This is a genomic window from Hahella chejuensis KCTC 2396, assembly GCF_000012985.1.
Lineage (GTDB): Bacteria > Pseudomonadota > Gammaproteobacteria > Pseudomonadales > Oleiphilaceae > Hahella > Hahella chejuensis.
Genome location: NC_007645.1, coordinates 6,231,206 through 6,244,834 on the forward strand (window position 1 = coordinate 6,231,206; position 13,629 = coordinate 6,244,834).

Sequence of the window (13,629 nt, forward strand, 5' to 3'; positions counted from 1 at the left end):
GGAAAAAAATTCGGCTGCCTCAGGCATGCTTCATTTTCTATGCCTTACACCACCTGTCCCAGCTGTCTCAACTTTTTCTTCAATGCGTCGTTTTCTTCCTGCAGCGCCTCCAAGCGCACCTCCAAATCCGTTATTTTCGCCTTGTAGGCGGAGATGCTGCCGGAGTCAGAAGGGGCCGCCGTCTCGACTGGTTCTATGTCGCTGCTGAACATATGCATATAGCGCGACTCTCTCTTGCCCGGCTCGCGCGGCAGCATTACGACCAATGGTCCCAGCTTGTGTTCGAGCAGCCGCTTCAGCGTCGACTCCGTCGCCTGGACATCAGAGAACTCAGCCATTCTGCTCGCGCGTGAGCGCAGCTCTCCCGGCGTTTGCGGACCCCGTAGCAGTAGCTCGCATACAACGGCCACTTGCTGCGCATCCAGCTTTAGTTCGCCAAACTCCGTGTTGCAAAAGCGATGGTGATACTTCTCCACCCTGCTTCCATAACTACTGCCTTTAACCAGATCCTTACGTTGCAGCGCTTCCAGGGTTTGACGGACAGTCGCCTCATCCAGCTCCAGTACCGGATGGCGATTGCTTTTCTGGTTACAGGCGTTCACCAACGCATTCAATGACAACGGATATTGATCCGGCGTCGTGATTTCTTTCTCCAGCAACACCCCGACTACACGGGTTTCATAAAGCGTCAGATCTTTTTTCATTTTCCCCACTCCTTACCCGTTACCGACTACTGATTTCATATTATTGGTATCCCTGGCTGCGTAGATGGTCCAGTAGAATGCGTTTGGCTTCGTTGATTTTCGCCGCCAGATAATTACTGCCGCCGCGATCGGGATGAAACTTTTGCATCAGACGGCGATGCGCCTCCACGACCTCGTCTTCATTCAAGTCCCGATCCGTCAGGCCAAGCACATCTTTGGCGTCAGCCAGCGTCATGGCCTCGTCATGCGCCGCTACGTTATCCACATCGTCCACAGAGAATTGGGTGCGCCAGTGCACGCCATACTCGCGCTCAAAATAGGTTTCCAATAGCTCAATAGAGTCTTGATAGTCCCTCACTGCAGATCGATAAAGGCTAGCCAGGCTGGCGACATCCATCGCCTGTAGATTTTGCCCGGAATAACCTCCCGCCAGCACCTCGCCATCCATCTTGCCGCTGCGATGATCCAAGGTCATTCTCAATAAACTGGTTTCAATACTGGATTGTCCTCCCCCTCCGATGGCGGCCTCACGGCCTGCATTGAACAGTTTGCGCAGTAGCGGCAGCCACTGCAGAAGAGCAGGGAGTCGTTTAAACAGCAGCAGAAACGCGGCGAACAAGGCTGCGATGATATTGAGCCTGCCGGTCACCACCAGCAACAGGACAACAGCGCCGCCAACGCCCAAGGCGAGATAGGTCAGATTTTTCTTTCTTTTTTCCGGTGGAGCCTGAAATACATGCTGCAGCAACCAGAAAAAAATTAACGCCAGCAAGAACCCCAATATCAGTTGCACTTCTCTTTCCTTATTGTCGCCGCCATGTCAGGGCGTTTTGGTATTTATCTTCGGCCCGGGAAGTTGTCGTCTTAACTCCAGCAAACGAGGGCCGCCTCGACGACTGTATGCCTCCAGCGCAGGCAGACCGCCGCGCGCATACTCAGCAACCGCCCCGAGCAGTTCCTTTAGCTGTTCGGCGCTGCCTTCGTCAAATTGACACCACGCGCCGCCGGAGAGTCTTGCGATGTCTTTGTATACAGCCTCCACGCCCGCATCATAACCTTCCTGGAACATAAAGACCGGCGCGCCGATAATGCCAAGCTCCCCTGCCTGTCTCAATAAAGCAGAGGCGTCTTCTTCCAGCGCATCGCCGACGAATACCAGCGCCTGAACTTTATGTTTCAAGGATTCTGACTTAGCGTGCGTCAGCACCCGACCTATCTGTGTTTGGCCCGCCATACAATATACGGAGGCCATCGCCCGCACCAAGGCATTTGCGTCAGTCACCCAGTCCGAGCAGTTAAATTCCCGAAAGCCGCGATAATAAACAAACTGTACCTGCAGCCCTTTCACATCGCCTGCGCTCAGAAACATCTCCGCCTGCAGTTGGCTCGCCTGATCCCAAAGCCGCTGACGGCTCATCGTGGCGTCAACGGCGAATATAAGGCGGCCGCCACCGGAAGAGGACGCCAAAGGCGTTGTTTTGACCTTTTGTAAAAAGTGCTGGATAGCTTGTTTGCTAGCCGGCGGCGCATTCGGTCTCGCTGGCGTTTTATTCATATCATTGCCTCCGCAAACCGATTCTCTGTTAAATATACTAAAAAATATTGTAGGTTAAGCGCTTAAGCGACGACGCCAACGGCAAAATTAATGTTATCGCGGACTACTCCCCCCACAAACTATTAGAAAACTGGGCGGGAAGTCCTTAGAGTACATGCTTTTCTTTTTCCAAACGTCAACGCTCCCGGCGACGCTTAAAGCCTGACGCCAGAGTCAGTTCAGGCACGCGGCGTCCTGCTTTTCGTCCGGCTCATACTGATATGGCAATGATATTGGAATGTTAATATCAGGCGCATGGATGCGCCTGCGCGGCGGCTAGCCGCGGGAGACAGGGCCTGACATGTGCAGGCCCTGTCGTTGCAGACAAATAGAAGGAAGCTGTTTGTCTGCCTGATTAATAGTTACGAGGTTCAAGGTGATTGTCTATCAAGGTCATGAGGGCGCTTACTCCCATCTGGCGTGCAAGCATGTTTTTCCCGATCGTGAAGCCAGAGCGTGCAGCTCGTTTCGCGCCGCGATGGAAGAGGTGGAGCAAGGCAAAGCTGATCTGGCGATGATTCCTCTGGAGAATTCCACCGCCGGCCGAGTGGAGGAGATTTACCGCTTGATTCCGCAAATGAGCCTGCATATTCAGGAAGAGCACTTTGAAGCGGTGAATCACTGCCTTATGGCGCTTCCCGGCGCTCGTTTGGAGGACCTGCGCGTCGTCGGCTCACACCCGCAGGCGTTGGCGCAATGCGCCGACCACATTCGTGAACTGGGCCTGGACCCCGTCGCCACCCTGGACACCGCCGGCGCAGCCCTGGAAGTCAGCCAAAGCGGCGATAAAACCAAAGCCGCTATCGCGTCCAGTCTGGCGGCGGAGCTGTATGGACTGGAGGTTCTGAAAGAGAATTTTCAGGACAAAACCGGCAACACCACCCGTTTCATCATCCTTTCCCATGAAAGCAAATTGCCGCCGCTGGAGCCGGGAGTGAAATATATCACCTCCCTGCTGTTCCGGGTGCGCAATATACCCGCCGCTTTGTACAAGGCGCTGGGTGGGTTCGCCACCAATGGCGTAAACCTGGTGAAACTGGAAAGTTATATGCCGGGCGGCACCTTGAACGCCAGTCAATTCCACGTGGACATTGAGGGTCATATCGACTCGCCGAATATGAAGCTTGCCCTGGAAGAGCTGACGTTCTTCGCCGAGGACATTCGCATGTTGGGCACTTATCGAGCGCATCCAACGCGCGCCAGCCGCAGCTTTCACGACTGAAGCTACAGGTCCGATCGACTCTCTGGCGGATCGGACCTTCTGTATCACTGACCGAGGTTGATAGAACAAATGACACATTCCCTTCATGACATTTCAACGTTTGCTGTAGACCTGGGGTTGCAAGCCGGTGAACTAATGGAGAAAGAACAACGCAATGCGCAATACGAGACGAGCTTCAAAAACCACCAGGAGCTGGTCACGTCCGTTGACCTGAAAGTCGATGAGCTGATTCATAAGCGCATTCGCGCCAACTATCCGGACCACGCCATCCTGTCAGAAGAGAATATGTCCGACATAAGCAAAGTCGGCGACCTCAACGGTCCATTGTGGGTCATCGATCCCATCGACGGCACCGTCAATTTCGCCCATGGTCATTATCAGGTGGCGGTGTCTATCGCTTACTTCGAAGATGGCGAAGCTAAAATAGGCGTCGTGCACTGTCCATTTCAGAAAGAAACCTTTCACGCCATGCGCGGCCAATATTCGCTACGCAACCACAAGCCCATCCAGATCAGCGGCGAAACCAACCTGCGGCAGGCGCTGGTCGCCACCGGCTTTCCCTATGATAAAAGCAGACTGCCAGAGCTGATTCAGCGCCTGCAGGCGGTGATGATGGAATGCCAGGATATCCGTCGCATCGGATCAGCGGCGCTGGATATTTGCTGGGTCGCGATGGGAAGACTGGACGCCTACTATGAAACCGTCAGTCCCTGGGATTGTGCGGCGGCGCGCCTGATCGCCCAGGAAGCGGGAGCACGCTGTGGTAACTTGACGGCGGCGCCGGACGACATGCCAGCGGAGCTGTATAGTAAGGATTTGCTGATCGCCAGCCCGGCGCTATACCAGCCCTTGGCCGACATCCTGCTGAAAACCCTGTAGCCCGCTTATTTCAATGTTCTTTGCCCGCTGGCGGCGTCGCCGTAGCGGGCTTCTCGTAAGCCCCGTCGCGCATGCCCCGCATATACCGCTCCCAGACGCCCTGTCGCTTTAACAGACTCAACTGCTCATTGAAGACTCGCAATAGTTCTGGGCTGGATGGATTATCGCGAGGAAAAATGAGATGCAGGGTTTTGGAGTGAATTGGCTTAGGGTGATGGGTCAGCAGCTCTTTTTGATGGGGATACATGTGACGAACGGTGCTGTAGCCGACTTCTTTATCCTGAGGAAACAGCTTGATACGTCCCATCATCAGCAATTGCATGTTTTTCTCGTCACTGGCGATGCGTTTCACCATCAGCTCGCCGCTGGACTCCGCCTTTTCAAAAGTTTCTCCGTAGTAGTACCCCAGCGTGGCGCCGATAGAATACCCTTTCAAATCAGACAGCTTCTCCCACTGAACTGGCACTTCCTTCAGGTGAAAGAATACCTGCTCGCCGCTGACCAGGGGGTTGCTGCAATAGAATTCCTGTTCGCGATCCGAAGAGCAATAATAAGGCATGGTGGCGTCCCAAACGCCATCTTTGACCAGTTGATATCCCCTCGCCCAGGGAAAATTCTGAAACTTCACCTGATAACCCGCGCGGTTAAAGGCGGTAGTGATGATGTGTCCCAACGCGCCCCAGTGCGGCTGCGCCTCACTCACGTAAGGCAGCCATTCTCCGGTGGCGATGCGGACCGTTTTGCCTTCCTCAGCAGGCGTTTCCGCTCCCAAAGCTGGTACGGCGAATCCCAACCACAAAGCAAACACGCTGCATAATGCAGCGTGCAATCGATAAAAACCCGTCACTGGCGATTTCCAAAAACCTGTATTTGGTTGTACTTATGGCGGGAGAGTGTACCACGCAGCCCATTACATTCTTGTACAATAGTCTCAGTCCAGCCCAAAGTAATCCATAACCCGTTTGTACTACAAACGAACAATAGGAGCGCTCTGGACTCACTTTAACATAGTTAAAAGAATAGCTGCTTTCAAACAAACAGGTGTTGGGAGATAAAACCCCAGTGCTCATCCCACCCCTGCAACGGGTCGATGCGGAAGCCAGAGCGGATAAAACGGTGCATATTCCCTTCGATAAGGCTTAGAAAGAGTTGCGCGCTGTCTAACTGAGTCAACTGGGTGCGCTGGCCATGCAGCACATCTCCGTCCCGCAGCATACTGCGAAACTCTGTTTCCAAACGTTCGAAAAAAGAGGCCGCGCGAGCGCGCAACTTATCTTTTTCGCCCTGCAACGCATCACCGAGCAACAGGCGGCACATGCCGGGGTTTCGCTGGGCGAAGGTCAGACACAACAGAACGGATTTATTGATTTTCTGGGCGGTGCTGATCTCCTCAGAGCGGATCAGCTTGATGCGGGAAAAAATGCTTTCTTCAATAAACTCAAACAACCCTTCGAACATCCTCCCTTTGCTTGGGAAGTGCCGATACAAAGCGGCTTCCGAGACGCCAACGGTCTTCGCCAGCTTGGCCGTGGTAATACGCTCCCCCGGCTCGTCCTGCAGCATTTGCGCAAGACACTGCAGAATTTGTTCTTTACGATTGTTCCGATCTTTACTCATTTTTCCCAGGTTCTCCTTGGTTAAATACAACACAACCAAACTACGGATCTAGATAGTGCGGTGCGTTGATTCCCTTATAACGCCCGCTTACGCCCGCCCCATTTCAGGCGCATCGCTTCAGCCCCCCAAATCAACCACCCCAGGATGAAAGCCATGCCTCCGGTGGGTATGAATCCATTGGGAAAACTGAATTGCAACAAAGTCTTGGCGTACAATCCGCCACAGAACAAAACAAGCCCCGCAGCGAAAAAGGCCGCCACAATACCATAAGCCTTACGCGACCAAAATCCCCGCGTCAGCGCCAGAATGATAAGTCCCAAAGCATGAAGCGAGTGGTAGCGTACAGCGGTTTCAAAACTGCTCATCGCCTCGGGGCGATAATGCGCCACCAAGTGCGCGCCGACGGCTCCCATGGCCACCGACAACCCCATGAGAATCAGGCCGGCCGCCAATATGCCCGAGCCGCCATGTTTATCTTCCTCACGCATGCGCCACCTCTGTCATTTCCATGGTGTCCAGATTGACGGCGCGCAGGGTTCCTCCCCACACACACCCTGTGTCCAGCGCCACAAAGCGGGCTTGCCCTGTATGTCCTTGCAGAGCCGCCCAATGGCCAAACAGGATCGTCGTATCGTCTTGCCTTGGGTAGCTGAACCAGGGGGCAAATCCCGGCGGCGCAGTTTCAATCTTTTCCTTGTGCTTGAACTCAAGACCGCCTTCTGCGTCCAGGAAACGCATGCGCGTGAAATAGTTGGTAATGCAACGCAAACGCTCCAGCCCTGTCAGGTCTTCACGCCAGCGGGCCGGTTCATTCCCGTACATACTTTGAAAGTAGGTCTTGGCGTCAGGGCCACGCAACGCCTGCTGCAACTCCATCGCCAACGTTAACGCCTGGGCGACGCTCCATTGCGGCGGCAAGCCGGCATGGCTCATAAAGATATTGCGGTCTGCGTCATAGTAAGCGAGTGGATGGCGCAGCAGCCATTGCATCAGTTCCTCGCAATCCGGCGCCTGCAAAATGCTCTGGAAGGTGTCCTTACGTTTGATTTTCTCGCCGCCGTAATACACCGCTAAAGCGTGCAAATCATGATTGCCGAGCACACTGATCGCTCTGTCGCCCAGACTTTTGATGAAGCGAAGGCATTCCAGGGACTGCGGTCCCCGGTTAATTAAGTCACCCGCAAACCAGAGCGAGTCTACTGCGGGGTCGAACCCCAACTTGTCCAGTAAGCGTTGTAAGGGCTCAAAACAACCCTGTATGTCTCCGATTGCATAGGTCGCCATAACCAGGAGTCACATCTATGTCGTTACATTTAAGGATGTCCTTCGAACGGCGCAAGAGCGCCTAATGCAGGACGCGGGGCGCAGCGAGTATAAAGCGGGGAATCTCCGCGTTGAACAGATGGCCATCGTCAGCCAGCATCTCGTAATGTCCTTCCATCGCGCCAACTTCCGTATCCAGCACACAGCCGCTGGAATATTCATAGCTTGCGCCTGGTTGAATGACCGGCTGTTGTCCCACCACGCCATCGCCGGTGACTTCCTGCTCCTTGTTGTCGCCGTCAATGATCAGCCAGCGCCGCCGTAACAGCTGCGCCGCACGCGCGCCCTCATTCAGGATGGTGATGTGATAGGCGAACACGAAGCGGTTATTGTCCGGGTCCGATTGTGACGCAATGAACTGCGTGCGCACACTTACCCGAATATCGTACAAAGACGTCTCACTCATCTGCCAGGTCCCTTATGCTCAGCGGATTACACGCTGGCGCTGATACTCTTATGATTCGTTTTCCAGCGGGTGATCATATACATAGTCCGCGATTCTCACAAACTCAGGCAGACCGAGTCGTTCCGGCCGGATTTGCGGATCAATGTCCAGTGACTGCAGCGCGTCTACGGTAATCAACTGCTTGAGGGTATTGCGTAAGGTCTTGCGGCGCATTGCGAACGCCTGACGCACCACCGTGGTTAGCGTCGCAACATCTTTGCAGGCCAGCGGCGGCTCCGTGTAAGGCGTCAACCGGACAATAGCCGACCAGACCTTGGGCGCGGGCTGAAAGGCGCCCGGACCGACATTAAACAGAGACTCCACTTTGCAGTAATACTGGGCCATGACGCCCAGACGCCCGTATGCGTCCTCACCAGGCTTCGCAGCCAGTCGATCCACCACTTCCTTCTGCAGCATGAAATACATGTCCTGCACCAGTCCACGGAAAGTCAGCAGATGAAAAATCAGCGGCGTGGAAATGTTGTACGGCAGATTGCCGATCAGACGCATTGGCCGCTCCGGCGTGGCCAGCTGCGTGAAGTCGAATTTCAGCGCATCGGCCTCAATGACATTGAACTGGGGATAATTAAAAAACTTCGTACGCAGAATAGGCGTCAGGTCCCGATCCAGCTCCACCGCCGTCACAGATCCGCCGCTCTTCAGCAGTTCTTCCGTCAACGCGCCCAGTCCTGGTCCGATTTCCACCAGATTCTGGTCGGACTTGGGGTTGATGGACCGCACGATACGGTCAATGACGCCCTGATCATGCAGGAAGTTCTGCCCAAAACGCTTGCGCGCCTGATGCCCGATGTTCTCGTTATGCCTTCCCATGAATGCTTCCCCGACTGCGCTCAACCATATTAATTGCGTATTCCAAAGCAGTTTCCAGACTGCCGCCATCCGCCTTTCCCGTACCAGCAAGATCCAGCGCGGCGCCATGATCAACGGAAGTTCGGATAAAGGGCAGTCCCAATGTAATGTTCGCGGCGCGCCCAAAGCCCTGATACTTCAGCACCGGCAACCCCTGATCGTGGTACATGGCTAAAACAGCGTCGCCCGTTTCCAAGACTTTTGGGGTAAACAGGGTATCCGCCGGCAACGGGCCAATGAGATTTATCCCCTGACCGCGCAAGCGTTCCAGCGCCGGCTGGATAATGTCGATTTCCTCGCGCCCCATATGGCCGCCCTCACCCGCATGGGGATTAAGGCCCGCCACAATGATGCGAGGATCAGCGATGCCGAATTTGTATCGCAGATCTTTATGCAGAACGGTAATCACCCTCTCCAGACGCTCATCCGTAATGCTGCGGGCGACTTGCGACAAAGGCAGATGGGTTGTGACCAGCGCCACCTTCATTGCATCCGACGCCAGCATCATCACGACTTGCGACGAGTTGCTGAGCTGCTGCAAGTACTCCGTATGCCCGGAAAAAGCAACGCCTGCGTCATTGATTACGCCCTTATGCACTGGCGCCGTCACCATGGCGTCAAACTCCCGTTGCAGGCAGCCTGTAATGGCGCGACGCAGGGTATTCAACACGTATTGGGAGTTGGCGGGGTTCAGCTCGCCAGGAGTCACTGGCGCGCCGCAAGATACGGGCAACACCAACGCCGATCCCGGCTGACGCGTATGAGGCGGACTATCATCCCCTGGCGAATAAATTTCCACTTTCAGCAGAATCCCCAGGCTTTCCGCCCGCTTGAGCAGCACTTCCGGGTCGCAAACAAACACCAAATCGGCCGGCCAGCTCTTTTGCGCCAGAGCGACGCAAATATCCGGCCCGATGCCCGCAGGTTCTCCCGGTGTGATCGCTATTTTCAACGTCTGGCTCCTGTCCGTCGCCGTCAGTAGCGCCTCCCCATTGTGAGAAAGCGCAAGGTCAATATGCTATAGCTTGAGCTGAACGAACGCTTCGTCGCGGATTTCGCTCAACCAGTTCTGCAACTCTTCTTCATACTTACGGCGATGCAGTACCTGTCTGGCCTGGCTGGCCATCAGCCGGTCGCCGATATCCGCCTCGCGGCGATCCTGCACCTGCAGGATGTGCCAACCGAAAGTACTCTGGAACGGCTTACTGACCGCGCCGACAGGAGTTTCCCGCATCATTTGATCGAACTCAGGCACCATATCGCCCGGGTTCACCCAGTCCAGGCTACCGCCTGCGGCTGCGCTGACAGCATCGTCGGAATAGGCCTTGGCCAATTCAGCGAAATCCTCGCCAGCCTGCACTTTGCCATAGATTTCTTCGATCAGTTTTTTCGCTGCGATTTCGTCGCGCAATTCATTTTGCTGAACCAGGATATGTCTGACCTTTGATTGCTCAACCACCTTGCTGACGCCGCCGCGCTTTTCCAACATGGCCACGAAGTGCACGCCGCTGCTGTTGCGAATGGGCTCTGAAGTCTGGCCCGGCGCCAACTTGGGCGCAACGTCCGCAAACAGGGACGGTACCTGGTCAGGCTTACGCCAGCCCAGGTCTCCGCCTTGCGTGGCGGTAGATGCGTCTGAATAAGTAATCGCCAGCTGTTTAAAGTCCACGCCCTGATCAAGCTGACTACGGATCTTCTCAACCTTGCTCTCCGCCTCTTTGCGCTGCGCGTCAGAGGGATTTTCCGGCAAGGCGATCAGGATATGGGCCAAGTGATATTCCTCCGCACGCTGCTCTTTGGCTGACGCGGATTTAAGAAAGTCGTTCACCTCTTTCTCCGTCACGCGCACCCGACTGTCAACGCTGCGTTGCTGAACGCGGGAGATAATCATTTCACGACGGATCTGCTCGCGGGCGCTCTGGTAAGTCACGCCCTCCTCGCTCAATGCCTGCTGGAATTGGTCCAGGGTCATACCGTTCTGCTTGGCGATATTCTGCATGGTCTGGTTCAGCTGTGAGTCGCTGACCCGGATGCCTCCTCTGTCCGCCATCTGCATCTGGATGCTTTCCAGCACCAGTTGATCCAGTACTTTCTCGTGCAGCACAGCCTCTGGCGGTAAAGGCGTTTTTTGTTGGCGCAGCTTGTCTTTGATGCGGCTGGCGCGATCCTGCAGCTCGGAGTACAGCACGATGTCGTCGTTAACCACCGCCACTACGCGATCAAGCTCCTGCACCTGCGCGTGAGCCAGGCATCCCTGTAGCAGTAACAGCGCGCCCAGCGCTTTGAGAATGGCGGATCTGAAATTAAGTCTTAGCGTTTTCATGAAACCCTGTATATCTGAATAAAACTGTACTTTGATCAACTCTGTTCATCGCCGGCCGTCAACGTGGCGAGAGACGGGCCCACAATGCGGTCTTACCATTGATAGCGCTCCGCGCGGTAGGTTTCGCGCTCGTTAAAGTTGCGCATTTCCTTAGCCATCACGTCTTCAAAGCGACTGCCTATATTACCCAGGCCGCGCAATTGGAAACGCAGAAAGACGCCGTGATCCAGCTCGCTGTTCTCGGTATCGTCCGCATCTTTCAGGAAGCTTCTGGCGATAACCTGAAAGCGCCAGCAGCAGTCGTTGTATTCTACACCGGCCATAGTACCGATGGTACGGTGATTGACCAGATCAAAAAACCAGCGGCCCAACACGCTGACGGAATCCGTCACGGGGAAAAGCACGGACACATCCGTCTGTTCCAGGTCGTTATGGGTATAACGATGGCTCAGGTTGAGCAATTTGCGATATTCCGGATCGTGGAACGCCAACGTGGTGGCGCCTTTTTCAGTTTGGCGCTCCTGCCAATCCCACAGCCCTTCCACTTTGAAGTCGAATCTGTCGTTAGGACGCCAGACCAGCTCTCCCGCCCAGGGCGATTCGCTTTCATCGCTGAGGCCTTCCGTCCCCAGACCGACCTGTTGATCTTCATAGTAGAAGATCTGGCCGACGCTGGCGCGGAGGCGCTCTGCGCCGGTGGCGCGGTCGTTAAAACGCGAGGTCACGCCCAGTGTGAGACGGTTGTTATCGCCAACGCGGTCGCCGCCGACAAAGCGGTCTTCTTTATAGAGCTGAGAATAACTGAATGTCGCAACGGAAGTGTCGAAGTCAGGAATATCGTCCTGATCCTGCTCCGGGGAATAAACGTAAAACAAGCGCGGCTCGAGGCTCTGATTGTATTCATCGCCAAATAAGCTCAGCGTGCGATCAAAATACATGCCCGCGTCCAGACTGTAGAAAGGCACTGTGCGACTGATGGACTCATCCAGCCCCGTCACGCGCTGCTCCAGTTGATAATCAGTATGATCAAGACGCAGTTTCGGCGTCAGGTAACCCCAGGTCGTGGACAGCGGCAGCGTCAGGCTCGGCTGCGTACGCCAGCGAGCGCCCACTACCTGTTGGTCCCTGGCCGGATCGAGATTCTCATCGTCACGCCAGAAATAGGTAAACTCCGACTCCAGTCCGAAAGCCACCGGGTCGAAATCACGCTCCCATCCAAAGCTCAGCTGCGGCAGCAGCATATAAGGCCGGTCGTTATCCACGATATCGTCGTCGACAGTCTGGTAGCCCTGCACATGGCTCTTGAAACTGAAACCGCCGCCCAGATAGGCCACGTCCCAAGAACGCTTGATGTGCGTTTCCTGCTGGATTTCCAGGGTACGGTTAAGATCGTTGAGATAGTCCTTGTCACTGACTACGTTGTAATCAATGGTGGAGCGCCAGTTTTCACTCACGTCATAACGATTGGTGAAGTCCAACGCCCAACGGCGGCCGCTTTCGTCAGGGTTCTCTTTGCTGAACTCACTATCGTGAGCGATGTAGCCGAGGCGCACTTCGCTATATGTGTCCTCGGTCAGCCAGCGCCCTTCCAACTCAGACAGCAGGCCGCGGCCATGCATGTACAACGGCGAATAGGTCGCGTCATAGTTGGGGGCCAGGTTGAAATAGTAAGGTATGCCGAAAGACATGCCCCGGCCGGTGTTGGACGTTCCGATAGTCGGATATAAAAAGCCGCTCTTGCGACGGTCGTCAATAGGAAAGCGCAAGTAGGGGAAATACATCACAGGGACATCTTTGATCCGCAGCGTCATGTGTTTAGCCGCGCCCTCGCCCTGCTCACGATCCAGAATGATCTCACTGGCGGCGATGGACCAGTCATTATGCGTCGGGTCACAGGTGGTGTAGCTGCCGTCTTCGATGCGCACCAACTGGGCGTCGGCGCTGCTTATCCGTTCAGCGTCGCCACGGGCGTGTCGTTGGTGTATCAGGTAACTGGCGTCGGACAGGCTGAAATCCTTGGTGTCCAGGTTATAACGAGCCGTGTCGCCGTGTAGAAGCAGTCCCGGGGCCCTGGCGGCCTTTAGCCCTTGCAGATCCACCACATTTGTCTGGCGATCCAGCTCAACCTGGTCCGCTTCCAGCCACCAGGCGCCTTGCTGCGCTTTGACATTGCCTTGCAGGCGCATGGCGGATTCACTGGGAGAAACCAACGTGTCGGAACGAGCCCGTAGCGCCTCGTTATCAGGAGTTGAGGTAGTAGAAGGAGCATTGACGAAGCCATATTCCGGCTCGACATAGGTTCCTCTGCATTGAGGCTCCAATGTCGTCATTTGCTGCGGGGTCAGGAATTCGCGCATTCGCCAGTCCAGCATGGCGGCGGACTGTGGCTCGGAATCCGCACGCGAGGACCCTGTCGAAGCCACACCGACCACTCCGGCGAGCATGTAACAATAGCCGGCGCGCAGACGCTTCCGCCCTTCCTTCATAAAACCCCTTGATTCATTTTTAGAAATGCCCGCCACCCAACGAACTCCCCCGATGACGGCAGCTGTAATTTGGAACCGGACATGATAGCGGCGCAGACAACGTCAGTACAGCCGCAATATTCGGAGAACCGGCGAGGACCGCGGCGTCCGGCAAAACCTTAAAGAT

The 13,629-nt window shown here is 55.2% G+C and carries 14 protein-coding genes; 2 read left to right on the top strand and 12 right to left on the bottom strand.

Features of this window, described 5'->3' with window-relative positions; translation table 11 throughout:
- Positions 1 to 44 precede the first annotated feature (44 nt).
- From HCH_RS27390 to HCH_RS27400, 3 genes are read right to left on the bottom strand one after another with little or no spacing between them, the layout of a single operon-like run.
- Positions 45 to 704, bottom strand: a complete 660-nt coding sequence (locus HCH_RS27390; RefSeq protein WP_011399797.1) for a YceH family protein — start codon at positions 702 to 704, stop codon at positions 45 to 47.
- Positions 705 to 744: 40 nt separating this feature from the next.
- Positions 745 to 1,497, bottom strand: coding sequence for a molecular chaperone DnaJ (locus HCH_RS27395; protein ID WP_011399798.1), 753 nt, complete (start codon positions 1,495 to 1,497; stop codon positions 745 to 747).
- A gap of 27 nt (positions 1,498 to 1,524) precedes the next feature.
- The gene (locus HCH_RS27400; protein ID WP_011399799.1) at positions 1,525 to 2,259 is read right to left on the bottom strand and encodes a hypothetical protein; all 735 of its coding nucleotides are present in this window, start codon (positions 2,257 to 2,259) and stop codon (positions 1,525 to 1,527) included.
- Positions 2,260 to 2,674: 415 nt separating this feature from the next.
- Here HCH_RS27400 and HCH_RS27405 point away from each other — a divergent pair, with 415 nt between their 5' ends.
- Positions 2,675 to 3,520: a prephenate dehydratase gene (locus tag HCH_RS27405; protein ID WP_011399801.1), complete on the top strand. Its 846-nt coding sequence runs from the start codon at positions 2,675 to 2,677 to the stop codon at positions 3,518 to 3,520.
- A 69-nt stretch (positions 3,521 to 3,589) separates the two neighbouring features.
- Entirely contained in the window at positions 3,590 to 4,399 is an 810-nt protein-coding gene (locus HCH_RS27410) for an inositol monophosphatase family protein (RefSeq protein WP_011399802.1), read from the top strand.
- Between the two features lie 10 nt (positions 4,400 to 4,409).
- Here HCH_RS27410 and HCH_RS27415 read toward each other — a convergent pair whose 3' ends face one another.
- From HCH_RS27415 to HCH_RS27455, 9 genes are all read right to left on the bottom strand, one after another.
- Positions 4,410 to 5,246, bottom strand: coding sequence for a substrate-binding periplasmic protein (locus tag HCH_RS27415; protein ID WP_148212671.1), 837 nt, complete (start codon positions 5,244 to 5,246; stop codon positions 4,410 to 4,412).
- Positions 5,247 to 5,428: 182 nt separating this feature from the next.
- On the bottom strand, positions 5,429 to 6,016 hold the full coding sequence (slmA, locus tag HCH_RS27420; protein ID WP_011399804.1) for a nucleoid occlusion factor SlmA: 588 nt from the start codon (positions 6,014 to 6,016) through the stop codon (positions 5,429 to 5,431).
- Positions 6,017 to 6,090: 74 nt separating this feature from the next.
- Positions 6,091 to 6,504, bottom strand: coding sequence for a DUF423 domain-containing protein (locus HCH_RS27425; protein ID WP_011399806.1), 414 nt, complete (start codon positions 6,502 to 6,504; stop codon positions 6,091 to 6,093).
- Complete coding sequence (locus HCH_RS27430; RefSeq protein ID WP_011399807.1) at positions 6,497 to 7,300, bottom strand: symmetrical bis(5'-nucleosyl)-tetraphosphatase; 804 nt, start codon at positions 7,298 to 7,300, stop codon at positions 6,497 to 6,499. Before HCH_RS27430 ends, HCH_RS27425 begins: the two co-directional genes overlap by 8 nt.
- A 61-nt stretch (positions 7,301 to 7,361) precedes the next feature.
- Complete coding sequence (apaG, locus tag HCH_RS27435; protein ID WP_011399808.1) at positions 7,362 to 7,745, bottom strand: Co2+/Mg2+ efflux protein ApaG; 384 nt, start codon at positions 7,743 to 7,745, stop codon at positions 7,362 to 7,364.
- Between the two features lie 48 nt (positions 7,746 to 7,793).
- The gene (rsmA, locus tag HCH_RS27440) at positions 7,794 to 8,615 is read right to left on the bottom strand and encodes a 16S rRNA (adenine(1518)-N(6)/adenine(1519)-N(6))-dimethyltransferase RsmA (RefSeq protein ID WP_011399809.1); all 822 of its coding nucleotides are present in this window, start codon (positions 8,613 to 8,615) and stop codon (positions 7,794 to 7,796) included.
- On the bottom strand, positions 8,602 to 9,606 hold the full coding sequence (gene pdxA, locus HCH_RS27445) for a 4-hydroxythreonine-4-phosphate dehydrogenase PdxA (protein ID WP_011399810.1): 1,005 nt from the start codon (positions 9,604 to 9,606) through the stop codon (positions 8,602 to 8,604). Before pdxA ends, rsmA begins: the two co-directional genes overlap by 14 nt.
- A 66-nt stretch (positions 9,607 to 9,672) precedes the next feature.
- Positions 9,673 to 10,977: a peptidylprolyl isomerase gene (locus HCH_RS27450; protein ID WP_011399811.1), complete on the bottom strand. Its 1,305-nt coding sequence runs from the start codon at positions 10,975 to 10,977 to the stop codon at positions 9,673 to 9,675.
- A gap of 92 nt (positions 10,978 to 11,069) precedes the next feature.
- Positions 11,070 to 13,463: an LPS-assembly protein LptD gene (locus tag HCH_RS27455; protein WP_011399812.1), complete on the bottom strand. Its 2,394-nt coding sequence runs from the start codon at positions 13,461 to 13,463 to the stop codon at positions 11,070 to 11,072.
- Positions 13,464 to 13,629: the final 166 nt, after the last annotated feature.